Source organism: Methyloligella halotolerans, from assembly GCF_001708935.1.
Taxonomy (GTDB): Bacteria; Pseudomonadota; Alphaproteobacteria; order Rhizobiales; family Methyloligellaceae; genus Methyloligella; species Methyloligella halotolerans.
The window spans coordinates 120,158-142,368 of sequence record NZ_MASI01000005.1; the positions used below are offsets into that span (position 1 = coordinate 120,158).

Below are 22,211 nucleotides of genomic sequence, written 5' to 3' on the forward strand. Positions count from 1 at the left end.
CAGTCTTCTTGAGAGCGGCTTTCTTTGAAGCGGCCGTCTTGGATGGCGCCGTTTTCTTGGATGAAGCTGACGTGGACGCTGCCTTTTTGGCGGGCGTCCGCTTTGCAGCCGCCGCTTTACCAGAAGCCGCTGTCTTGGCTGCCGGCTTCGTTTTGGCTGCCGGCTTCGTTTTGGCTGCCGGCTTCGTTTTGGCTGCCGGCTTGGCTTTGACCGCCGCCTTCGCAGCCGGCCTCTTTGGCGTGGTTGCCTTCTTGGTCGACGCCGGCTTCTTGGTCGCGGGCGCCGTCGCCTTGGCCGCTTTCGCCGCCGGCTTCTTCACGCTTGCCGCTTTCCCCGCCTTGGACGCACCGGTCGGTTTGGCTTTGGCAGAGCTCCGCGACAATGTGCTCGGTTTCGGCTGCGCCTTGGCGTTCGCCGTGCTCTTCTCCTTGGAGGCGGCTTTAGAACGAGTGCCTTGCTTGGCCGTCTGAGGTTTGGCCATGGTCTCCTGCTCCGTTTCCTCGCCCGTCCAGCAGTTAACAACGCTATTATAGCTCAGAAGTTACGGATTCCTCGCAAGAACATCGCTCAGATTCGAACGAACTCTTGGTTTTCCTCCAAATTATCGAAATTCCCATCCCACACGTTGAGTAGAGACGCCCGCGATGTTACCGGCAGCATAGGCGCCAAACGGTTTCCTTGCGGCTTGGGACCCGAATCCGTCTAAGATCGCCCGCTTATTCGCGCACCACGGGCGGAGCCCCGGATTTCCATGTGAACCATGGCCCTCTTCATTCGTTAGGGCCCGCTACGGCAAGCGCAGGCAGCGAGACAAGATGGTAAAACCCGTAAGCAACGACGAAGGCCCGAAGCAGCAGGAAGGCTTGAGCCGCGAAGAGGCGCGCTCGGTCCAGAAACGTCGGCGCCTCCGTGCTGCGGTGGTCTACGAGATTATCCGTACCGAAGGCGAGGGCGAGCTGGCCCGCTCCTGGACCGCCTTGTGGTGGTCCGGTCTCGCGGCCGGCATATCCATCGGCTTCTCCGTCCTGTCGCAAGCGATGCTCGCCGCCTTCATGGGCGACCGGCCCGGCGCCGATATCATCGCCGATATGGGCTATTCGGTCGGCTTCCTGATCGTCATCCTGTCCCGCCAGCAGCTCTTCACCGAGAACACCCTGACGGCCGTCCTGCCGGTCATCTCCCGGCGACGCCTCATGTGGGTTGGGGTGCTCCTCCGCCTCTGGGGCATCGTGCTGGCCGCCAATCTGGTGGGCTGCCTCTTCGTCGCGCTGTTCCTGGCTTATTCCGGGGCGCTCACGCCGGACATCGTGAAGGCCGTCGTGAAGATCTCGGAGCATCTCATGGAGAACTCTGCCGGCGAGATGTTCGTCAAAGGCATCGTGTCCGGCTGGCTCATCGCGGCGCTTGTCTGGATGCTGCCTTCAGCCGAAGGCACGGAGATCTTCGTGATTGCGCTGATCACCTATCTCATCGCCCTCGGCGGCTTCACCCACGTCATCGCCGGCTCGGTCGAAGCCTTCTATATGTTCCTGACCGGCCACGAGAGCCTGCTCCGCATCGTCTTCGTCTTCTTCATTCCGACCCTCCTCGGCAATGTGGCCGGCGGCACGATCCTCTTCGCCGTTCTGTCCTACGCCCAGGTCCGCGAAGAGTTAGATGAGCGCTAGGCCGCGAGGAACCCGCATCCACCATGACCACGCCCCTCTACGTCCTCATTCTCTATGTGTTTTGGACCATCGCCGTCTTGCTTGCCGGCGTGGCGACAGCCCGCGCTAAGCGCGTCATGAATGGGGAGAAGTTCTCCGACTTCCCGGGCGGCGTGGCTGAAGGGCCGGCCTATCACCAGCGGGCCATGCGCGCCCATCTGAACTGCGTGGAGAATCTGCCGCTCTATGCCGCTGTGGCCCTCACAGCCGCCGTGGCCGGCGTCACCGGACCGTGGATCAGCGGCCTCGCCATTGTGGTTCTTGTATTCCGTATCGCCCAGTCGAGCCTGCATCTGTCCTTCGAGCAGACGGAGAGCGTCGTGCGGATCCGCGGCAGCCTGTTCGGCATTCAGATTCTCGCCATCGTCTGGATGGCGCTGATCGTGCTGCTCTACGCCTGACCTTCGAACGATCCGCCTCGGGCGGATAGCGCCGCACCCCTCTAGGCAAAGCCTCGGCTGAGGCTCATATTCGCTCCATGCCACCCCGTACCGCCCGAACCTTCGGATCCCGCGCAGAGCCCCGTGCCGTCACCGGCGAGGATGCCGGCCTCGCCGTAGATGCCAATCGCACCTTCGGGTTCTCCGACGCTGCCCAGCCCCTGATGCAGGATCACCCCCTCGCTTCGGGCAGCATGCCGACCTTCATGCCCCATCGCCCGCCCCGGCCTGAAAAGTCCGAAGGCGGCGTTCCGATTGAGCTGAAATCCGAGATGACGCCGAGGGGGGACCAGCCCACGGCCATCGCCGAGCTCGTCTCCCAGGTCAACGCGGCCGAGCGCGACCAGGTGCTGCTCGGTGTCACCGGCTCCGGCAAGACCTTCACCATGGCCAAGGTGATCGAGGAGACCCAGCGCCCTGCCCTCGTCCTGGCCCCGAACAAGACGCTCGCTGCTCAGCTCTACGGCGAGTTCAAGAGCTTCTTTCCCGACAACGCGGTCGAGTATTTCGTCTCCTATTACGACTACTACCAGCCGGAAGCCTACGTCCCGCGCACCGACACTTATATCGAGAAGGATTCGTCCATCAACGAGCAGATCGACCGGATGCGCCACGCGGCCACCCGCTCCCTGCTCGAGCGCGACGACGTCATCCTCGTCGCTTCCGTCTCCTGCATCTACGGCATCGGCTCGGTCGAGACCTATACGGCCATGACCCTCAGCCTGAAGCGGGGCGAGCGCATCGAGCAGCGCCAGCTCATGGCCGATCTGGTCAGCCTGCAGTACCGGCGAAGCGACGTGAATTTCGTGCGCGGCTCGTTCCGCGTGCGCGGCGACACCATCGAGCTTTGGCCGGCCCATCTGGACGACAGTGCCTGGCGCATCTCCCTCTTCGGCGACGAGATCGAATCCATCACCGAGTTCGATCCCCTGACCGGCGCCAAGACCGACCAGTTCGCCATGGTGAAAGTCTATGCGAACTCCCACTACGTCACGCCCAAGCCGACCCTCAAACAGGCCGTGAAGGGCATCAAGCAGGAGCTGAAGCTGCGCCTCGACGAGCTCAATGCCGCGGGCCGCTTGCTGGAAGCCCAGCGCCTTGAGCAGCGCACCACCTTCGATCTGGAGATGATCGAGGCGACCGGCGCCTGCGCCGGCGTGGAGAATTATTCGCGCTATCTCACCGGCCGCGCGCCCGGCGAGCCGCCACCGACCCTTTTCGAGTACCTGCCGGACAACGCCCTTGTCTTCGTCGACGAGAGCCATGTCACCATTCCCCAGATCGGCGGCATGTTCCGCGGCGACTACCGGCGCAAATCGACCTTGGCCGAATACGGCTTCCGTCTACCCTCCTGCATGGACAACCGCCCCCTCCGCTTCGAGGAGTGGGACGCCATGCGGCCCCAGACCGTTTACGTCTCGGCGACTCCGGGCTCTTGGGAGATGGAGCAGACCGGCGGCGTGTTCACCGAGCAGGTCATTCGCCCGACCGGCCTGATCGATCCGCCCGTCGAGATCCGCCCTGCCTCGACCCAGGTCGACGATCTCATCGACGAGACCCGTCAGGTGATCGCGCGGGGCCAGCGCGTTCTCGTCACCACACTCACCAAGCGCATGGCTGAGGATCTGACCGAGTACATGCACGAGCAGGGCATCAAGGTCCGGTATATGCATTCGGACGTGGAGACCCTCGAGCGCATCGAGATCATCCGCGATCTGCGCCTCGGCGCTTTCGACGTGCTGGTCGGCATCAACCTCCTGCGCGAAGGCCTCGACATTCCGGAATGCGCCCTGGTGGGCATTCTCGACGCGGACAAGGAAGGCTTCCTTCGCTCCGAAACGTCTCTGGTCCAGACCATCGGCCGCGCGGCCCGCAACGTCGACGGCAAGGTCATCCTCTATGCCGATGGCATGACCGGCTCCATGGAGCGCGCCATCGCCGAGACCGAGCGCCGCCGCGAGAAGCAGCTCGCCTACAACGAGGAGCACGGCATCACTCCGGAAAGCGTGAAGAAGAATATCGGCGATATCCTCGCCTCCGTGTACGAGCGCGACCACGTCATGGTCGATGCGGGTCTCGGGTTCGCCGAGGACGACCAGGCGCTTCTCGGCCACAATCTGGAATCGACCATTGCGGATATCGAGAAGCGGATGCATGCGGCCGCTGCCGATCTCGAATTCGAGGAGGCCGCCCGACTGCGCGACGAGCTGAAGCGGCTGAAGGATATGTCCCTCGCCATCGCCAACGATCCGCTGGCGCGCCAGGATCAGTTGGAAAGAGCCGTGCGGGAGGGCAAGACCCCGGCCGCGCTGAATCGGCCCCACAAGCCGAGCCTCGACGAGATGGGACCCCATAACCGGGAGATCCCCCTCGCTGAGAAGCCCAAGCGCCGCCCCTCCAAGGCCGGCATGCCCGCACCCGCGCCACCAAGGGCAAGCGCCGCTGAGGGCCTCGCCGCCCGGCCCAATCCCACTGACCTTACTTCCCTCGATGCGCGAACTTTGCACGCGCTCGAAAAGTCGCGAATCATGCGCTACTCCTTAGATGGGACGCGACGATTCGGGGGAAAGCGATGCCGAACAGCATGACGAGAATGGTGCTGGGTGAGATACACGGCGCCTGGCGCCGCCAGGACCTCGATCTCTTGGCGAGTTATCTCCCCGAAGACTTCCACCACGACATCGTTGTGCCGAAAGCTTTGCTGCCCCAGGGCGGCCTTCTCCAGGGAAAGTCTGCCGCGGTCGACCGCCTCCGCCTGATCGCCGACGCCTTCGAAATCATCCGCTTCGACACCGGCGGCCTTCTCTCAGCGCCGGACCGGGCGGCCGCCTACGTGCCCATTCGCTATTGGCATCGCCGGACCGGCCGAACCTTGGAAACGGTCATCGGCATGTTCTGGAAGCTCGAGGAAGGCTGGCCTACCCACCTTGTCGAATATCACGACATCGCCCAGGTCAATCGCTTCCTGCAGCTCATTCATAGCGAAGCCTGACATCGGGCGATACTTGCGCTTTCAAGCCGCTGCGCGACGGCTTCCCGTGGCTTGTACCCCCGCGTCCACCCCACATATTCAATGAAGGGCGGGCAGCGGGACGAGACTTTTTCGGAATGCCACTCGCGTTCCGGAAGGATGGAAGCCATGAAGTCGAGATTGATAATTGCCGGCGCCATCGCTTTCGGCGTCATCGTCGCGGGACCGCCGACCGTCACCCCTGCGTTTGCGGCGAACGGCCCCGAGGCCCAGACCAAGCAGCAGGAGCGCCTTCTGCGCCAGGAGCGTAAGGCGCAGCGCCGCGCGCAAAGACAGATCCAGCGACAGCGCCGTCAGGAAGACTTCGCCGAGCAGGAAAGCCGCCGGGAAGCCTTCGACGAACGTCAGGACGACCGGTTCGACGATCCGTTCTTCGACCGGCGTGCCTATTGGAATTGGCGCTATGGACCGTACGGAGACCCCTTCTACGACCCCTATTTCGGCGTCCCGCCTGGTGGTGATCGTCAGGGGACGTCGTAGAAAAAGCCGAGAGGTTCTGAAACTGAATCTTCAACTGTCTCGGGTAGCTTTGGCCAAAACAACGTATCGGCCAGGGATCAAACCAACTAGTCTGGCGTTATAGAGGCAGGGAGATTTTCATGACCAAACGAATATTAGCAGCAACGACCTTCGCTATGGCAGCCGCGCTGATCGCGGTCACCGCCACGCCAGCCTCCGCAGGGCTGTTCCGGAACAAGGAACGCCAAGCGGCGAACGGAGAGGAAGTGGTCGTCTTCAATTCGCCGCGCCGGAGCAGCCGCATTGCCCGCCGCTACGTGATCGATCAGCCGCTGACCCTGAACAACAAGGTGTATCCTGGCATGCGGTTCGAGCCGCCCAGCAGCGCCTTCTTCGGCGGCAACCCGATGATCGGTCCGTCCAGCTGGTAAGCGGTTCCGCACCGGATGCGCAAACCGTCCCGCCGTGGCGGGACGGCTAGCCGCCCTGGCGCAGCCGCGCCAGCAGGTCCGGCGTAGGATAACCGTCCGCCGGCAGTCCGAGCTTCAGCTCCACATCCGTGACCGCTTGGCGGGTGTTCTCACCGATGATCCCGTCGATCTTGCCGACATCGTAGCCACGCTGCACCAGCAGCGACTGCAGCTCCTTGGTCTGATCCAGACTCAATGACTGAACGGGCGCACGTCCCCGCGACAGCGGCGGAGCGCCCGCTAGGCGCGTCGCGAAATATGCGGCCGTGAGCGAGTAGGTCAGCGACTGGTTCCACTCCAGATAGACGTCGAAATTCGGATAGGCCAGGAAGGCCGGTCCGTTCCGGCCCATGGGCAGAACCAGCGCGGCGGGAAGATTGTCGTTGGGAAGCGCGCTGCCGTCACGCTGAGTGACGCCGAACTTGGCCCAGAGCGCGCGCGGCTTCTTAATGTGGACGTCGGCAAGTTCCCACGGCATCTTTTCCGGCACGCGCACCTCTTCCAGCCACGGCTCGCCGCGCCGCCAACCGAGCGACTTGATGTAGTTGCCGGCGGACGCGAGCGAATCCGGCGTGCTGTTGATGAGATCGCGCCGTCCGTCCCCGTCGTAATCGACGCCGAATTCCTCATAAACGCTCGGCAGGAATTGCACCTGCCCCAATTCGCCGGCCCACGGGCCGCGCATCTGCCGGGGTGTGAGATCGCCGCGGTCTATGATCCGCAGAGCATCCATCAGCTGCTCCCGGAATTCAGCCGAACGGCGGCAATCGAATGCGAGGGTGGCGAGCGACTGGATGGTGGGACCGTTGCCGGTATTTGCGCCGAAATCCGTCTCCAGTCCCCAGAAGGCGACGATCACCGGGCCCGGAACGCCGAACTCCTGCTCGATCCGGTCGAATGTCTGGGCGTATTTCTTCAGATTGTTCGCGCCGTGCTGCAGCCGGTAATTCGCCACCATGCGATTCGAGAACTGCAGGAAATCCTGCGCGAACACGTGCTGCGCGCGGTCCTTGTTGACGATCGACTGGTCGTAGCGCACCCCGGCAAGCGCCGCCTCGATGGTCTGCCGCGATATGCCTTCAGCCGAGGCATCCTGCTTGAAGTCTTGCAGCCAAGCCGGGAATTGCGCCGGGCTCGGGCTTTGACAAGAGGCTGCAACGGCTTCGCCGGAGGCGAGCGTGAAAAGAGCGACGGCGGCCATCGCCGCGATCGTCCCTTTGATCGGGTTTTTGGGGGTTGCGCGCATGGGCGCCACTTTGCCAGCGCGCCACGCCTAGTCAAGCATCAACAAGGATGAAAAGCCCGCCGCGAAGGGGCCAGCGCCGTCTCGATCGAGGCTTGTCTGCCGCCCGAATCCTAGTCGGTATGCGGCGGCAGATCGTCGAACCAGATCCGGTCGGCGGTGTCGGCTTCCTTGCCGCGCTTGCGTCCGCGCAAGGTGTCGTACTCGTACGACTTGCCCGCACGGCACTTCTCGCCATACCCGCGCTCAGACAGCTCCTTCAGACTCACTGAGGGGGCGGGGGTCTCCCGGTTCGCTTCCTGGGCCTCATTTTCTTCTTCGTCATTCTGTCATCCTGGCCCGTTGTTCTGTCGTGGGCCTGTCATCCTAAGCTTAGGATATTGTTCGATATGGGCAATGATTGGGCGTCCATGTCCAACAAAAAAAATGCATTCGCACACAATTTCATCTATGTATTTTTTGCTCAATCTTGCGGCGCTGAAGACATCGTGCTGCCCCACGGAGGCCTTGCTGATGACAAAGCGGATCGACCGGAGTTCAAATCCTGCTGGCCGCGGTGCGGCCGCCTCTCTCGGCCTCGCGATCGCTGCCGGCGTGACGCTTCTCTCCCTCGCGCCAGCCGAGGCGAAGATCCGCTGCCAGGGCATTTATATGCAGACCCAGAACGGCCCGATCGTCACGCCCTATTGCAGCGAACAGGAGATTGCACGCGTCGCGCGCTCCTATGGCGAGAAGGTTACCGACGCCCAAGTTCACAATGATGCCCTCACCAAGGTCCGTCTGTGTCAGCGGTTTGGCAACGACAACCGGCTGAAGGGCGCATGCGGCGCATACAATCTCCGCAATTTTCGCTAAGATCGGCGTCGCGAAGCCCCGGCGAACATCCTTTCTAAGTCGTTGACGCGAATGGCTTAATTCCGCCGATCGCTCCATCAAACCTGCTCTACTTCTCCCTCTTCCCCACTTGGCGAAACCGTGGCGGCGCGCCCAAACGCAGCGCCCCGCGACAGGGTTCCGCAATCCCTAAATGGCCCTTGTGTGACCTTTAGGCAGTCGCCTTTCTGCCTTGTTTTTCCTTAGGTTACAGCCTCGTTTGCACATCGGTGCACAACGGGTTCAATAGTTTTTCGTCAATAAATCCCGACATTTAAAGGAGCTCCACGCATGTCAAAAATGCGCGCCTTCCTGACCCTCTTCGGGCTCGCAGGGGCCTTCGTTGTTGCGCCCTTCGCCCTCGCACATGCCGACCAGGTCGGCCACGCATCCTGGTATGCGCTCCACTCGCGCACTGCGAGCGGTGAGATGATGAATCCCAACGCGATGACCGCTGCGCACCGGTCCCTGCCTTTCGGCACCAAGGTTCTCGTTGAGAACCTCAGCAATGGCCGCTCCGTGGTCGTGCGCATCAACGATCGCGGCCCCTTCGTCGGCGGGCGCGTCATCGACGTCTCCAAGGCCGCCGCAGCCAATCTCGGCATGATCGGCTCCGGAACCGCCCAGGTCCGGATCAGCACCTCCGGCCGGTCCGTCAGCAAGGCGGCCACCCAAACGGCCTCCAAGCCGAAGATCGGCGGTCGCATGGCCAGCGTCGCGAAATCCTCTCACCGCACCAAGGATGCCGCTGAAGCCTCAAGCAAGAGCTCCAACCGCCGCGGCACCGTGATCGAAGCCTCCGACAAGGGCCAGTACGGCATCTTCGCCGGCGGCCTGTTCGGTGGAAAGAAAGACGACAAGGCCTCGCGCCGGACCGTCGCCCGCAATTAGCGAAAGCAAAGACGTCCTGCAAAGTGACGTTGAAGGCGTCGGCCGCGGCCGGCGCCTTTTTTGTTGGCAGCTCGAGGCTAACGCCGGCCTCTCCACCCACCTTCGCTGCGACCTCTTCGATTGGAACAGCACCGCGCCGGTCTGCATTGCGGTAATCACCAACTGGTTTTCCGAAATCCAACTGGTTTTCCGAAATCGACGAGTTCAAGAGGTGCCCGAGATGCCGATCCGACACTTTTGGCGCATGACACCGCGCGCGCTGCTGCTTCTGCTCGTGATGCTGGGCGCCGTCCTCGTTATGGGATTGGATCAGCTCCACGCGGCGGAGCCCGCCTCTCCGCCGGTCTGCACCAATGAAAGCGAGAGCGCGCGCGGCATCGGTCCCGACCGGGTGGAGCGGCGCGCGCAACAGAAGCTGAGGGAGTCTCTGTCCCTCGTGCGCGCTGCAGATCTCGGAGCGGTGCCGGAGACAGCCTTCATCTCGACGGTTTGCCGTACGGACAAGCCCCTGGTGAATTGCACCAGCTCCGTCACCATCTGCAATCGGGCGCCGCGCTAGCGGGCCTCGGTCTGCGCGAGGCTCTCCTCCTCGGGACCGGCGCGCCGAGGAGCGCTGCACCGGCACCTATTCAAGTCTCAGCGACCCGGAATGACGTTGCTGAGCGCCACCTTCTGCGGGCTTCGGACGCCGATCCTGTCATCGATCTGCCGCATCATGAGGCTTGCGCTTTCGGCAAACCCACTCATACACTCTTCGGGCTTTTCGGGCTGGATGCGAACCCGGATCGACACGAAGAGCAGCTCCGTATCGAGCAGCGCAGCGCGGTCTTTTCTGTTTCCAGACATGCCTGATGTGATGCGAGTCGCCTCATGCCAGGCGATCTGGAAGGGAAAAGGAGCGTCCCAAATGCGCCAGAACGGGACCGTAAAGTTCTTCAATCACTCTCGTGGCTTCGGATTCATTACGCCGGACGACGGTGGGAAGGATGTGTTCCTGCACATCTCCGCACTGCAGCGTTCCGGACTGCCCGCGCTCGACGAAGGCGCCCGGGTGACCTTCGAGACGGAACCGGATCGTCGGGGCAAAGGTCCCCAGGCGATCAACGTTCAGCTCGGCGAGTAACTCCGCCTCCATTGCCGCGACGGCGCCTCCTGGGGCGCCGTCTTTTCGCGTGGAAGGCACTATAGCGTGTCGGGAGCTCCTGGCGCGCCCGGTCTTTTTCTGTTTCCATCGGAGCCCTCGTGACCGCCCCAACCGACCAGCATGATTCCGCCGATCTAAACCGCGACCGCGATCTCCAGGCGGCGCTTCGCCGCCTGGACGAAACGGAACAGGCCGCCCGCGACCGGCTGTTCGAGTTTCTCAGGATCGAGAGCATCTCGACAGACCCGGCCTATCACCATCACTGCCTTGAGGCCGCCGAATGGTCCGCGGCCCAGCTGCGCGACATAGGCTTCGAGGCCTCCGTGCGCCCGACCGAGGGCAAACCGATGGTCCTCGCCCACTGGCGGCCGACGGACGGGGAGCCCAAACCCCACGTCCTCTTTTACGGTCATTATGACGTGCAGCCGGCCGACCCGCTCGAGGAATGGGACACGCCGCCATTCGAACCGCGGCTCGCAGAGCATCCGGTTCATGACGAGGTGATCACCGCCCGCGGCGCCTCCGACGACAAAGGCCAGGTGATGACCTTCATCGAGGCGTGCCGGGCGTATATCGAGACGTCCGGAAGCCTGCCCGTCGCAGTCACCGTGCTCCTCGAGGGCGAGGAAGAATCCGCCAGCCCATCCCTCGGTCCGTTCCTGGCCGAGGCGGGCGATGAACTCAAGGCCGATATCGCGCTCGTCTGCGATACGAACCAATGGGATGGCGGCACGCCTGCCGTCACCGCCTTCCTGCGCGGTCTCGCCTTCTCCGAGGTGACGATCACCGGCCCTGCCCGCGATCTGCACTCGGGCCTTTACGGCGGCCCCGTCCGCAATCCCATAGAGGTGCTCTGCGGCATGCTCGGTGAGCTTCGCGCCCCGAACGGCCGAATTGCCATTCCCGGCTTCTACGATGGGGTCAGCGAACCCTCCCAGGAACAGCGCGACGAATGGCAATCTCTCGGTTTCGACGAGGCCGGCTTCCTTGCCGAGATCGGTCTCGTGGAGCCCGCCGGCGAGGACGGCTACAGCCTCCTCGAGCAGCTATGGGCGCGGCCGACCGTCGAGATCAATGGCATCCATGGCGGCTATACCGGCGTCGGAACCAAGACCGTGATCCCGAGCCAGGCCTCGGCGAAGATCTCTTTCCGTCTGGTTCCCGGTCAGGATCCGCAGCAGGTTATCACCGGCTTTCACCAGTTCATCGACCAGCGCCTGCCCCGCGATGCCCGCGCTCACTTCAATGGCGAGGGAGGCGCTCCGGCCGTTGGCTTCGATATGTCGAGCGCACCTTTCCAGGCGGCTGCTCAGGCGCTGCAGGACGAATGGGACATCGCACCGGTCCGCCTCGGCTGCGGTGCGTCCATCCCGATCGTGGAATCCTTCCGCAACGCGCTGGGCATGGATGCACTCCTGATCGGCTTTGCCCTGCCGGACGACCGCATCCACGCGCCGAACGAGAAGTACAATCTGAAGAGCTTCGTGAAGGGCACGCGGAGCTGGGCGCGGATCTTGAGCGCCTTCGCCGGAATGTCGGATGATGCGTAGGGTCGCCGTCTGCGCCGCAGCGCTGCTGCTGGCCGGGGTCGTCAACCTTGCGTCCCCTGCCCGCGCTGACCGTCACCACGAACGGGGCACGCCGGGCGAGTTCGACTACTACGCCTTGGTCCTAAGCTGGGCGCCCACCTTCTGCGACCACGAGGGCCGCCGCCGCGGCGACGAACAATGCGACGGGAACCTGTCCAACGGCTTCATCCTGCACGGGCTTTGGCCACAATACAGCCGGGGCTGGCCATCCGATTGCTATGAAGGCGAACGGCCGTGGATCCCGCGCGACGTTCTGGACGATATGGAAGGCGTCATGCCGAGCCAGGGCCTTGCGATCCACGAGTACCGCGTGCACGGAACCTGCTCGGGCCTTGATCCGAAAGCCTTCTTCGGCGCCGCCAAGTCGCTCTACGAAAAGGTGGAGATCCCGACGGCCTTGGACGACCCGCAAGGGGATATCCTGTCCTCGCCGCGCAAGATCGAAGCCGCCTTCCTGGCGGCCAATCGTTGGCTCACCGCGCCGATGATCTCCGTGGTTTGCCGGTCCGGCGATTTCTATGAGGTCCAGATCTGCTTCGCCAAGGACCTCACGCCGCGCGCTTGCGGCGCCAACCAGGATCAGCAGCGGCTCTGCCCGCTCTCCCGCATCGACGTGCCGGCCGATCCGGGATAGCCGCTCGAATGCGGCTTCCCGGCCGGCCTTCACTCTAGAAGTGATACGAGATCGAGCCGCGATAGGTGTTCGTGCTGTTGTCGAACTTCACGTTGCTGCCCCGATAGGACACCGTCTCGGATCCGAAATCGGTGTACTGGTAGTCGAAGCGGAAGCTCCAATCCTGGGTCAACGCCACCTCTGCGCCGCCGCCGACATTCCAGCCGAAATCGGCGCCGCTATCGGACTTGGTGATCGGCCCCTTGATCTTCACTTCCGAATCCGCCACCGAGATGCCGGCCGTACCGAAGATCAGCAGCTGCGGGATCACCGTCACGCCGGCCTTCAGCTTGAAGTCGCCGGTCGAACCGATGCTCGAACGCGCGGTATACGGCCCGCCGCCGATATTCTTGCTGGCCGACACGTCGCCAAGCAGAAGATCCGCTTCTGCACCATAGACGATCTGGCCATTCTGGACGTTGTAGCCGCCCGCGATACCGCCCGTGAAATCGCTTCCCGAGAAGTCGTCAGTGGCGGTCGTTGACGTGTCGAGGCTGCGGCCGCCCACTGTGGCGCCCATCCACCAGCCTTGGAACATCGCACCGCCATAGCTCGGCCCCGGATCGTACGCCGACCCGCCGTAAGGATCGCCATACGCCTGGGCATTCGCCTGCGTGGCAGCGGCGGACGCGAAGACTGCAAATACGGCCGCCGCGCAGGCGGCCCTGTTCCATCTCGTACCCATACTAAAAACTCCCTCAGACACGGCGCCTCGGCGCTTTCGCGAGCGCTCGGCAGGCCCCCATTTCCATCCGATACGCGCGAGCGTAATGGTCATCCCTTACGAAAGGTTAAGGGCGGCGGGGGTCATCTTTTCTTAGCGTTAAGAACGGGTTAGCAGTGCGTTCAGAGTGATACGGGCGGCGTTGCAGCCCCTATCGGACGGCGGCGTATCCTTGGGCCCGGAAGAGCGCGACACAGCCCTTCTGCCAGACCCGCACCTCACCGAAGCGCCGATGAAGCCCCTCGGCCAGGGAGGCGAAATCATCCTGACGGTTATGGAACACGCCCTTCTTGTTATAGGCGGAGAGCAGGACCCGGGCGGGCAGGTTCGGCTCGATCGATTCGCCCAGGATCGTGGCGCCGAACAGCACCGTATCCGCGTCCATCGCCGGGGCGAGATTGTCGACGACGGCGAGCTTCTCCCCCATCGTTCCCGGGAGGCAATGCAGCACGTACGTCAATCCGACGCTGCCATACGGTCCCGTCACCGGCACGGGCTCGAACAGGCTGGCCTGCAGGATCTCGGGACTGTAGCGCCCCAGCCGCCGCCGCGCCTCGGCGAGGCAGCTGTCGTTGATATCGAGCAAGGTGAGGCGATCGAATGCCGGCCGTCGCGCCCTCTCCAGGAAGAAGCCGGTCCCAACCCCTGCCTCCAGATGATCGGAGGAGAGATTCGCCCGATAGTGGTCGTCCAGCGCCCGCGTCGGACAGCGCCAGGCAAAGCGATTCGAAAGCCCGTGCACGATGAAATCGTAGAGCTTCAGATTTCGTGGCGTGTAGATCGCATGCGCCGCCTCGATCTCCTGCTCGCTGGGCCGGGAGGAATCAGGCTGCTGAGTCTGAGGTTGCTCGGTCATCGCCCTTCTATGCCGGGATTTCCGGCTTCGGCAAACTGAAGACGTCACATCGACGAGCGGGCGTGCTCGCAGAGATCCGGATCGCCACGCTCCCACGATCTGCCCGCCGCTCTTGCCGAGACCCACGGTAGCTCGACCCGCTCGAGCTTTTCACACGAGAGCGGCTTCCCAATAGAAAAGGGGCGCCCCGCGGGGCGCCCCTCAAACTTGGATAGTTCGTTTTCGGCTGTCTTAGAAGGAGGCCGAAAGCGTGCCGACGATCCGCTCGTCGCAGTAATCCGCTCCGGAACCGCCCATCAGGCTCTGGCAACCAGAGGCGCTGTAATCGGTATCCCAGTAGCGCAGATCGAGGGTGAACATGTCTTCTTTGTAGAAGCCAAGGCTCAGGCCCACGTTCCAGTAGGTGTAGTCGCCGGGGCCGTCGTTGTCGACGAAGCCGATGACACCGCCAAGCGTCGGGGTGAAGATGGAGACCTTGTCGAAGGTGTAGGCGGCCGACAGCTCGGGCACCCAGTAGTCACCATTCTCGATCTCGATGTAGTTCGACCAACCAAGAGCCAGCTTGTCGTCCATGAACGTCTTGCTCATGCCGACCACGCCTTCCCAGATGGTATCGGTCTCACCGCCGGGATAGGTATAGGCCAGAACGCCGAAGTCGAAGTCGACGCCCATGAAGGTCGGCGCGACACCGCCGTAATAGTCGATCTCGATGTTGTCATCGCCGCCGAAGTCGACGTTCGAGGCCCACACACCTGCATAGAAGATGTTGTAGCTGGCATCGAAGCCGCCGGAGATGGCCGGATTTTCCTGGGTCTGCGTGAGGCCACGGGACACATAGTCAGTGGTCAGAGCAGTATTTGCGGAAAGTTCCAGCTCGTGGCTGGGCGAAGCGGCCTCGACGACCGGCATAGGCTCGTAGATGCCACCTGCGGAAGCGGAAGTGGCGAAGGCCACTGCGCCTGCGGCGGCGAGGCCCGAAGTGATAATCCCTGCATAGCTGCGCCGAGCCATATCAGTTCTCCTGTTCATTAAGTCCCTGCATTACCCTTTTGACGGAGAGAGAGCCGGCGAACAGCCCCGCACTCCATGTGTCCCGGTTACAATACTGAACGGCCCTAACCCGGCAACGGAAAAGCATTGGTTTTGCGAAAGAAACGGGGGAGTGTGACTATCTTGCAATGATTATCCTGCAGATGAACACGGTTTAGGCTTTTGGTTACGCGGCATCCCGCGGCGGCACCGGATTAACTGCTCATTAAGCAAGCAAATGCCCACACAAGGGGCGAAACGCGAAACCTTTCGACTCTGCAATCGCTTCACCCGGCGCATTCAACTCTTCCGGAAGGGCGCCATCAGGCCGCCTTGCCGGACTTCGAACCGCTTCCTAGAGTCGATTCCAGGCGGTTTCGCCGCCCGATTCTCAGCGAATCGATCCGTGCACCACGCTATTCGCCGAAGGCCACGCTCGAATGACCCCTCAGTCCACTCCTGGAATCGTGCTCGTTACGGGTGCCGGGCGCCGGCTTGGCCAGGTGATCGCCCGCGATTTCGCGTCCCGCGGCTGGCGAATCGCTGCCCATCACCACAAATCGGGCGGCGGCGCAGCCGAGCTGGTGGCTGATATCCGCGACGCGGGTGGCGAGGCCGAGGCGATCCAGGCCGATCTGTCCGAAGAGACCGCCCCAACCCGCCTCTTCGAAGCCTGCGCAGACGCCCTCGGCCCGGCCACCTGCCTCGTCAACAATGCCGCCCAATATGAGTGGGACACTCTGGAGACCATGACGCCGGCGAGCTGGGAGGAGCACATGAGCATCAACCTCCGCGCTCCCGTCTTCCTGTCTCAGGCCTTCGCGGCCCAGCTCCCCGCCGGGACTGCCGGCAACATCGTCAATATCCTCGACCAGAAGGTCTGGCGGCCGAATCCCGCCTTCTTCTCCTATTCGGTCGCGAAATCCGCGCTATGGAGCGCCACCCAGCTCATGGCCCAGGCCCTGGCCCCCCATATCCGCGTGAATGCGGTCGGCCCGGGGCCCGTCTTCCAGAGCCGTCATCAAACCGAGGACGAGTTCGCCGCCGAATGCGGCAACACCCTCCTCGGCCAAGGCATCCTGCCCGAACAGATCTGCGCCGCGATCCGGCTGCTGGTGGAGACGCCGAGCCTCACAGGCCAGATGATCGCCGTGGATAGCGGCCAGCATCTCACGTGACGAAACGGCGACGGCACCCCATATCTCCATGACACCGGCTTCTGAAGCGCCTGGCAGAACCGCCTCCTCTTTCTAAGAGGGTGGCGGTCGGCTATTCCCATCCGGCGAAACCGCCCTAAGTCAGAACCATGTCCGCTGAAACACCCGAAAGCGAAGACTCCTCGCTCGTCGCGCGTGCCGTGAACGCCGTCCGCGGTCCCGAAACCGGGGCCGAGGTCATCGCGCGCTATGCGAAGAATGCGCCCTCCGGGCCCGGCGTCTACCGCATGTTCGACGTCAAAGGCGACGTTCTCTATGTGGGCAAGGCGCGCCATCTGAAGAAACGCGTTCAGAGCTACACCCGCGGCACGGGTCACAATCACCGCATCATGCGGATGATCGCCGGCACCGCCTCCATGGAATTCGTGACCACCGGAACGGAGACCGAGGCGCTCCTTCTCGAAGCGAATCTGATCAAGCGGCTGAAGCCCCGCTACAACGTGGTGATGCGGGACGACAAGTCGTTCCCCTTCATCCTGATCGCTCGGGATCATCCGATCCCCCAGATCCTCAAGCATCGCGGTGCCCGCAACCGCAAAGGCGATTATTTCGGGCCGTTCGCCTCCGCAGGCGCGGTCAGCCGCACCATCAACACGCTTCAGCGGGCTTTTCTGCTTCGTTCCTGCTCCGATTCCTATTTCGAGAATCGCGACCGGCCATGTCTGCTGTTTCAGATCAAGCGGTGCAGCGCCCCCTGCACGGGTGAGATCTCCGAGGAGGCCTATGGCGACTTGGTCGACGAAGCGCTCAGCTTCCTCACCGGAGAAAGCGACGAGGTGAAGCAGCGGCTGCATAAGCTGATGAACACGGCGAGCGAAGCCCAGGAATATGAGCGCGCGGCCAGCTTGCGGGACCGTCTCACCGCCCTCTCCCACATCCAGTCCCGCCAAGGCATCAACCCCTATACGGTGAATGAGGCGGACGTCTTCGCCGCTCATCAGGAGGCGGGGCAAACCTGTATTCAGATCTTCTTCTTCCGCAACGGCAATAACTGGGGCAACCGCGCCTATTACCCGCGCGCCGACAAGACGACCTCAGTCGAAGAGGTGCTGGAGAGCTTCGTCGCCCAGTTCTACGACGACAAGCCGCCGCCCCGGTCGCTCCTGCTGTCCCACGAGTTGCCGGGCCGGAAGCTGCTGGCGGAAGCCCTGTCTCTGAAGGCCGGCCGTAAGGTCACCGTGACCACGCCCCAACGGGGTGAGAAGCGCGACCTCGTCGTCCACGCCTTGTCCAACGCAAGAGAGGCCCTCGCCCGCCGCCTCGCCGATGTGTCCTCCCAAGCCGCGATCTTCGGCAAGCTGGCGGAGCTCCTTGGTCTCGACGACGCTCCGGAACGCATAGAGATTTACGACAACAGCCACATCTCCGGCACCAATGCCGTCGGCGCCATGGTCGTGGCCGGTCAAGAGGGCTTCATCAAAAGCCAATATCGTAAGTTCAATATGCGCTCCGAAGACCTCACTCCCGGCGACGACTACGCCATGATGCGCGAAATGCTTCAGCGGCGCTTTGCCCGCCTCCTGAAGGACAAGGACGACGTGAGCGGATGGTCGGCGCCCGATTTGGTCCTGATCGACGGCGGGCCCGGCCAGCTCGCCATCGCCCATCAGGTTCTGGAGGAACTGGGGCTGGATCAGGATATTTCCCTCGCCGCGGTGTCGAAGGGACCCGACCGCAATGCCGGACGCGAACGCATCTACCGTAAAGGACACGATCCGGTTCTTCTCGAACCGCGCGATCCCGTCCTATATTGCATTCAGACATTGCGGGACGAGGCGCATCGCTTCGCCATCGGCGCTCATCGCACCCGGCGCAAGAAATCCATCAGCGCCTCGCCCCTCGATGACGTTCCAGGCATTGGTCCGTCGCGCAAGCGGGCCCTCCTGCAGCATTTCGGCTCCGCCAAGGCGGTCAGCCGCGCCGGGCTCGCCGATCTTTCAAGCGTCGGCGGCATCAGCGACCAGATGGCCCAGACGATTTACGACCACTTCCACGAAAGAAGCGGTTGAATTGCGAAGCGGAACAGATTGAGTTTGGCAGGCGTCGAGCCGTCTCGTGCGAAAGACACCGGGAGTTGAGATTGGAACAGGCGGCACAAAGTCACGAAGAGACCGGAATGTCTGACGAGCCCTACACGGTACCGGCTGAGAGCCGCATCGCGAGTCTGCCCAATATGCTCACCTATGGGCGCATTGTGGCGGTGTTTGCCCTGGTGGCCTGCTTCTTCCTGCCGGGAGATCTCGGCAACTGGCTGGCCATGAGCATTTTCATCGCCGCTGGCGTCACCGACTTCCTGGACGGCTATTTCGCCCGCGCCTGGGGGCAGCAGAGCGCGCTCGGCCGGATGCTCGACCCCATCGCCGACAAGCTTCTCGTGGCCGCCAGCCTTCTGATGCTCGCCGCCGACCAGACCATCGCCGGCTGGTCCTTGTGGGCCGGCGTCATCATTCTGTCTCGCGAGATTCTCGTTTCCGGGCTGCGGGAGTTCCTGGGCTCCCTGGCGGTCAGCGTTCCCGTCTCGGCCCTTGCAAAGTGGAAGACCACCGTCCAGATGGTCGCCATAGGTTTCCTGCTGGCGGGCAGCGCCGGCGACAAGATCTATCCCTATACGACGCTGACCGGTCTGACCTTGCTTTGGATCGCCGCAATCCTCACCCTCTACACGGGCTACGATTACCTGCGGGCCGGCCTGCGCCACGCCATGTCCGGAGAGGCTGATTAGTCATGCGTTTGCTTTATTTTGCTTGGGTCCGGGAGAAAACCGGCATCTCCTCGGAAGAGATCGATCTTCCCGCCCATATCGAGACCGTCGGCGACCTCCTGCGCTGGCAGAAGACCAGGGGCGAGGAATTCGCCGCCGCGTTCGAGAAGGATCGGGTGATCCGCGCCGCCATCGACCAGACCCATGCCCGTCACGATGCGGCGATCGCCGGCGCTCGCGAGATTGCCTTCTTCCCTCCCGTAACCGGGGGCTGAGATGATCCGCATTCAGGAGGGCGATTTCGATCTCTCCGCCGAGATCGAGGCCCTGAAGGATAGCCGGACCGATATCGGCGCCATCGTCACATTCACCGGAACCGTGCGCGACCGCGGATCCGACAAGGTCATCGAATCCATGACCCTGGAGCACTATCCCGGCATGACGGAGAAAGAGCTCGCCCGCATAGAGCAGGAAGCTCATGCGCGCTGGCCCTTGCAGGCGAGCCTCATCATCCATCGTGTCGGCAAGCTGCTGCCGGGAGACAATATCGTTCTCGTCGCCACCGCATCGGCCCATCGCCACGCCGCCTTCGAGGCCGCCGCGTTCCTGATGGATTACCTGAAGACCGATGCGCCGTTTTGGAAATTCGAGGAAGGCCCCGACGGCGCCGGCTGGGTCGATGCCCGCGAGACCGATGGCGCGGCGAAGGCGCGCTGGTCAGCTAAATCTTCCAGCAAAGAAGAGCCGGCCAGCACCTAGCGGCGGAAGATGACGTTCTCCGTATCCCGCCGGCTTTCCCAGCCTTGTCTCTGCAGAAGTGGCGTCTCTTCGGCATTTTGCGGATAACCGAGGCAGAGATACCCGACCAGATGCCAGTCCTCCGGGACCTCCAGTATCGCATGCACGGTGTCGGGATCGAGAATCGAGACCCAGCCGATCCCGAAACCTTCCGCCCGCGCCGCAAGCCAGAGCGTATAGATCGCGATCGCCACGGAATATTCGATGGTCTCCGGCATCGTCAGCCGGCCGAGCCCGTGGCCTTGGTCCGTTCCCCGGTCGGCGAACACGGCAATTTGACATGGTGCATCGTGGAGGCCTGCCAGCTTCAGCCGCGCATACTGATCCGCCCGGCTCGGGTCCTGGGCGGCGAGGGCTTCGGCATTGCACGCTTCGAAGCAGGACCGCACGGCGGCCCGGCGTTCGGGATCGTCGACGAGCACGAACCGCCAAGGCTCGCTGAGTCCCACCGAGGGCGCAAGACTTGCGATGCCGATGAGCCGTTCGACCGCCTCGTCGGGAAGCTTATCGCGCTTGAAATGGCGGACGTCCCGCCGCCAGGTCAGAAGATCGAGGAGCTGCTCACGGAAAGCCGGGCCAAACTCAGGCGGCTGCGACGCTTCCCTGTCCGTCGGCTCGATGGCCATGCGCTTCTCGATCGATGAGGCTTCGGCCCCCTATCCGGCAGCGGCCACCGCGGCCGCCCGCTGGGGCTGCACCAGGTTGATATAATCTTCCATCAGCGTCTTGGTGATGTCGCCGACCTCGAACCGGTATTCGCCGATCTCCGAAACGGGCGTCACCTCCGCAGCCGTACCGGTAATGAAACACTCGCTGAAATCCGCGAGTTCCTCCGGCTTGATATGCCGCTCGATCACCTCGTAACCGCGCTTCTTGGCGAGATCGATGACCGTCCGCCGCGTGATGCCGTCCAGGAAGCAATCCGGGTTCGGCGTATGGAGGACGCCGTCCTTGATCAGGAAGATGTTCGCGCCCGTGCCCTCGGCGACGTATCCGCGCCAATCGAGCATCAGCGCATCGGCATAGCCTTCCCGCTCAGCCCCGTGTTTCTCGATCGTGCAGATCATATAAAGCCCGGCCGCCTTGCTGCGCACGGGCGCCGTCGCGGGATCGGGCCGGCGATATTTGGCGAACTTCATCCGGATCCCCTTCAGCCGGGCCGCCGGATCGAAATAGGACCCCCACTCCCAGGCAGCGATGGCCAGATGGATCGAGTTGTTCTGGGCCGAAACGCCCATCTGCTCCGAGCCGCGCCAGGCGATGGGACGGACATAGCCGTTGATCAGACCGTTGGCCTCGCAGACCTCGCGGCAAGCCGCATCGATCTCCTCGACGCTGTAGGGCACCTGAAAATCCAGGATCTCGGCCGATTTATGCAGCCGCTCGCTATGCTCGGTCAGCTTGAAGATCTCGCCGTCATACAGGCGCTCGCCCTCGAAGACCGCACTGCCGTAATGCAGGGCATGGCTGAGAACATGCAGCTTCGCATCCGCCCACGGCACCAATTTGCCGTCGAGCCAGATAAACCCATCCCGCTGATCGAAAGGGACCGCCGCCATCGCTCATTCCTCCCAACTGCCGGCGGACTGGAAATGGACCGACCGACCGGAAACAAGTGCCGGCTCACCGGGAACTTGTCGTGTTTTTGAGAACCGGCTCAGCCGCCTTCGGAAGCCTCGAAAAACCGGGCCGTGCCGATTGCGTGAGCTGAGCTTGAGGAGTATCAATGGCTCGAAAATAAGTCAACAAGGCTGACATAACTGGTTCCGTGACGGAAAACCTCGAACCCCACCAAGACGACCGCGACACGCGTTCTGCCCTCACCCCCGAGGAGCAGTCGAAGCTGCTCGGATTCTCCGAGCTGCTGTTCTTCGCCTATCGCGACTTCACCGGCGATCCGGACGCCATTCTACAAGTCCTGGGCTTCGGCCGCGCCCATCACCGGGTGCTCCATTTCGTGACCCGCCAGCCCGGCCTGCGTGTCGCCGATCTGCTGGAGCTCCTCAAGATCACCAAGCAGAGCCTCGGGCGGGTGCTGCGGCAGCTCGTAGACACAGGATATATCCGGCAGGAAGCCGGCAGCCAGGACCGGCGCGAGCGGCGCTTGTTCCCGACCGAGTCGGGCGAGGATCTCGCCCGCCGCCTGTCCGCCCCCCAGCTTGTGCGCTTCGCCAATGCCCTCGAGGCGGCGGGACCGAAAGCGGAAATCGTGGTAATGCGTTTTCTGGAAGCCATGGCCAATGCCGAAGATCGGCCTCAAATGGCCGAGATGGTCTCCAACGAAGTGAATACGCTGAAATCGTCCGCACGCCCCGGCAGGAAGCGACGGGACGACGGGACGCCGTCCGATCTCAAGGCTTCTCGCGA

Annotated in this window: 26 protein-coding genes and 1 pseudogene; 19 read left to right on the top strand and 8 right to left on the bottom strand. The window is 63.1% G+C overall.

The features are described from left to right. Positions 1 to 56 precede the first annotated feature (56 nt). The 7 genes from A7A08_RS16550 (at position 57) to A7A08_RS10480 (ending at position 6,067) form a co-directional block, all read left to right on the top strand. The gene (locus tag A7A08_RS16550; protein ID WP_141693946.1) at positions 57 to 470 is read left to right on the top strand and encodes a hypothetical protein; all 414 of its coding nucleotides are present in this window, start codon (positions 57 to 59) and stop codon (positions 468 to 470) included. Positions 471 to 815: 345 nt separating this feature from the next. Beyond that, positions 816 to 1,667 (top strand): formate/nitrite transporter family protein, encoded by an 852-nt coding sequence (locus A7A08_RS10455; RefSeq protein ID WP_069095432.1) that lies wholly within the window; start codon positions 816 to 818, stop codon positions 1,665 to 1,667. 23 nt (positions 1,668 to 1,690) lie between these two features. After that, the gene (locus A7A08_RS10460) at positions 1,691 to 2,107 is read left to right on the top strand and encodes an MAPEG family protein (protein ID WP_069095433.1); all 417 of its coding nucleotides are present in this window, start codon (positions 1,691 to 1,693) and stop codon (positions 2,105 to 2,107) included. A gap of 77 nt (positions 2,108 to 2,184) precedes the next feature. After that, a complete protein-coding gene (gene uvrB, locus A7A08_RS10465; protein ID WP_280948757.1) occupies positions 2,185 to 4,734 on the top strand; it encodes an excinuclease ABC subunit UvrB in 2,550 nt (849 codons plus the stop codon). After that, positions 4,719 to 5,138: a nuclear transport factor 2 family protein gene (locus tag A7A08_RS10470; RefSeq protein WP_141693947.1), complete on the top strand. Its 420-nt coding sequence runs from the start codon at positions 4,719 to 4,721 to the stop codon at positions 5,136 to 5,138. Before uvrB ends, A7A08_RS10470 begins: the two co-directional genes overlap by 16 nt. Before the next feature lie 147 nt (positions 5,139 to 5,285). Beyond that, positions 5,286 to 5,657, top strand: coding sequence for a hypothetical protein (locus tag A7A08_RS10475; protein ID WP_141693948.1), 372 nt, complete (start codon positions 5,286 to 5,288; stop codon positions 5,655 to 5,657). Between the two features lie 119 nt (positions 5,658 to 5,776). Further along, positions 5,777 to 6,067: a hypothetical protein gene (locus A7A08_RS10480; RefSeq protein WP_141693949.1), complete on the top strand. Its 291-nt coding sequence runs from the start codon at positions 5,777 to 5,779 to the stop codon at positions 6,065 to 6,067. Positions 6,068 to 6,113: 46 nt separating this feature from the next. On the opposite strand, the gene A7A08_RS10485 is transcribed toward A7A08_RS10480, so the two are convergent. Together A7A08_RS10485 and A7A08_RS16325 are read right to left on the bottom strand one after the other, a co-directional pair. After that, positions 6,114 to 7,352: a lytic murein transglycosylase gene (locus tag A7A08_RS10485; RefSeq protein ID WP_069095437.1), complete on the bottom strand. Its 1,239-nt coding sequence runs from the start codon at positions 7,350 to 7,352 to the stop codon at positions 6,114 to 6,116. Positions 7,353 to 7,462: 110 nt separating this feature from the next. After that, complete coding sequence (locus tag A7A08_RS16325) at positions 7,463 to 7,618, bottom strand: hypothetical protein (RefSeq protein ID WP_169822993.1); 156 nt, start codon at positions 7,616 to 7,618, stop codon at positions 7,463 to 7,465. 244 nt (positions 7,619 to 7,862) lie between these two features. Between A7A08_RS16325 and A7A08_RS10490 the strand changes: the two genes are divergently transcribed. From A7A08_RS10490 to A7A08_RS10500, 3 genes are all read left to right on the top strand, one after another. Then, entirely contained in the window at positions 7,863 to 8,204 is a 342-nt protein-coding gene (locus A7A08_RS10490) for a hypothetical protein (protein WP_069095535.1), read from the top strand. Positions 8,205 to 8,522: 318 nt separating this feature from the next. After that, positions 8,523 to 9,113, top strand: coding sequence for a septal ring lytic transglycosylase RlpA family protein (locus tag A7A08_RS15635; RefSeq protein WP_425349016.1), 591 nt, complete (start codon positions 8,523 to 8,525; stop codon positions 9,111 to 9,113). Between the two features lie 220 nt (positions 9,114 to 9,333). Next, complete coding sequence (locus A7A08_RS10500; RefSeq protein WP_141693950.1) at positions 9,334 to 9,672, top strand: hypothetical protein; 339 nt, start codon at positions 9,334 to 9,336, stop codon at positions 9,670 to 9,672. A 77-nt stretch (positions 9,673 to 9,749) separates the two neighbouring features. Here A7A08_RS10500 and A7A08_RS10505 read toward each other — a convergent pair whose 3' ends face one another. Further along, complete coding sequence (locus A7A08_RS10505) at positions 9,750 to 9,959, bottom strand: hypothetical protein (protein ID WP_069095439.1); 210 nt, start codon at positions 9,957 to 9,959, stop codon at positions 9,750 to 9,752. 61 nt (positions 9,960 to 10,020) lie between these two features. Here A7A08_RS10505 and A7A08_RS10510 point away from each other — a divergent pair, with 61 nt between their 5' ends. From A7A08_RS10510 to A7A08_RS10520, 3 genes are all read left to right on the top strand, one after another. Further along, a complete protein-coding gene (locus tag A7A08_RS10510) occupies positions 10,021 to 10,236 on the top strand; it encodes a cold-shock protein (protein WP_069095440.1) in 216 nt (71 codons plus the stop codon). Between the two features lie 119 nt (positions 10,237 to 10,355). Further along, the gene (locus tag A7A08_RS10515; protein WP_083226673.1) at positions 10,356 to 11,807 is read left to right on the top strand and encodes a M20/M25/M40 family metallo-hydrolase; all 1,452 of its coding nucleotides are present in this window, start codon (positions 10,356 to 10,358) and stop codon (positions 11,805 to 11,807) included. Then, a complete protein-coding gene (locus A7A08_RS10520; protein WP_083226674.1) occupies positions 11,797 to 12,480 on the top strand; it encodes a ribonuclease T2 family protein in 684 nt (227 codons plus the stop codon). Before A7A08_RS10515 ends, A7A08_RS10520 begins: the two co-directional genes overlap by 11 nt. Positions 12,481 to 12,514: 34 nt before the next feature. On the opposite strand, the gene A7A08_RS10525 is transcribed toward A7A08_RS10520, so the two are convergent. The 3 genes from A7A08_RS10525 to A7A08_RS10535 all read right to left on the bottom strand — a co-directional run bounded on the left by A7A08_RS10525 (position 12,515) and on the right by A7A08_RS10535 (position 15,110). Further along, positions 12,515 to 13,204: an outer membrane protein gene (locus A7A08_RS10525; protein ID WP_069095441.1), complete on the bottom strand. Its 690-nt coding sequence runs from the start codon at positions 13,202 to 13,204 to the stop codon at positions 12,515 to 12,517. 190 nt (positions 13,205 to 13,394) lie between these two features. Further along, positions 13,395 to 14,099, bottom strand: a complete 705-nt coding sequence (locus tag A7A08_RS10530; RefSeq protein ID WP_069095442.1) for a class I SAM-dependent methyltransferase — start codon at positions 14,097 to 14,099, stop codon at positions 13,395 to 13,397. Between the two features lie 231 nt (positions 14,100 to 14,330). Next, positions 14,331 to 15,110, bottom strand: coding sequence for a TorF family putative porin (locus A7A08_RS10535; RefSeq protein ID WP_069095443.1), 780 nt, complete (start codon positions 15,108 to 15,110; stop codon positions 14,331 to 14,333). A gap of 458 nt (positions 15,111 to 15,568) precedes the next feature. Here A7A08_RS10535 and A7A08_RS10540 point away from each other — a divergent pair, with 458 nt between their 5' ends. The 5 genes from A7A08_RS10540 (at position 15,569) to moaE (ending at position 19,805) form a co-directional block, all read left to right on the top strand. Then, entirely contained in the window at positions 15,569 to 16,306 is a 738-nt protein-coding gene (locus A7A08_RS10540; protein ID WP_069095444.1) for an SDR family oxidoreductase, read from the top strand. A 128-nt stretch (positions 16,307 to 16,434) separates the two neighbouring features. Beyond that, positions 16,435 to 18,354: an excinuclease ABC subunit UvrC gene (uvrC, locus tag A7A08_RS10545; RefSeq protein ID WP_069095445.1), complete on the top strand. Its 1,920-nt coding sequence runs from the start codon at positions 16,435 to 16,437 to the stop codon at positions 18,352 to 18,354. Positions 18,355 to 18,461: 107 nt separating this feature from the next. Continuing rightward, positions 18,462 to 19,067, top strand: coding sequence for a CDP-diacylglycerol--glycerol-3-phosphate 3-phosphatidyltransferase (pgsA, locus tag A7A08_RS10550; protein ID WP_069095446.1), 606 nt, complete (start codon positions 18,462 to 18,464; stop codon positions 19,065 to 19,067). Positions 19,068 to 19,069: 2 nt separating this feature from the next. After that, positions 19,070 to 19,321, top strand: coding sequence for a molybdopterin converting factor subunit 1 (gene moaD, locus A7A08_RS10555; protein WP_069095447.1), 252 nt, complete (start codon positions 19,070 to 19,072; stop codon positions 19,319 to 19,321). A gap of 1 nt (position 19,322) precedes the next feature. Then, positions 19,323 to 19,805 (top strand): molybdopterin synthase catalytic subunit MoaE, encoded by a 483-nt coding sequence (gene moaE, locus A7A08_RS10560; protein WP_069095448.1) that lies wholly within the window; start codon positions 19,323 to 19,325, stop codon positions 19,803 to 19,805. Here the strand turns inward: moaE and bluB are convergent. Both bluB and A7A08_RS10570 read right to left on the bottom strand, forming a co-directional pair. After that, positions 19,802 to 20,470 (bottom strand): 5,6-dimethylbenzimidazole synthase, encoded by a 669-nt coding sequence (gene bluB / locus A7A08_RS10565; protein WP_069095449.1) that lies wholly within the window; start codon positions 20,468 to 20,470, stop codon positions 19,802 to 19,804. The two genes, moaE and bluB, sit on opposite strands and share 4 nt — an antisense overlap. A gap of 30 nt (positions 20,471 to 20,500) precedes the next feature. Further along, the gene (locus tag A7A08_RS10570) at positions 20,501 to 21,403 is read right to left on the bottom strand and encodes a branched-chain amino acid aminotransferase (RefSeq protein WP_069095450.1); all 903 of its coding nucleotides are present in this window, start codon (positions 21,401 to 21,403) and stop codon (positions 20,501 to 20,503) included. Positions 21,404 to 21,687: 284 nt separating this feature from the next. On the opposite strand from A7A08_RS10570, the pseudogene A7A08_RS16880 reads away from it, so the two are divergent. Further along, positions 21,688 to 22,086, top strand: a pseudogene (locus A7A08_RS16880) (MarR family winged helix-turn-helix transcriptional regulator); the annotation flags it as partial. Between the last annotated feature and the right edge of the window lie 125 nt (positions 22,087 to 22,211).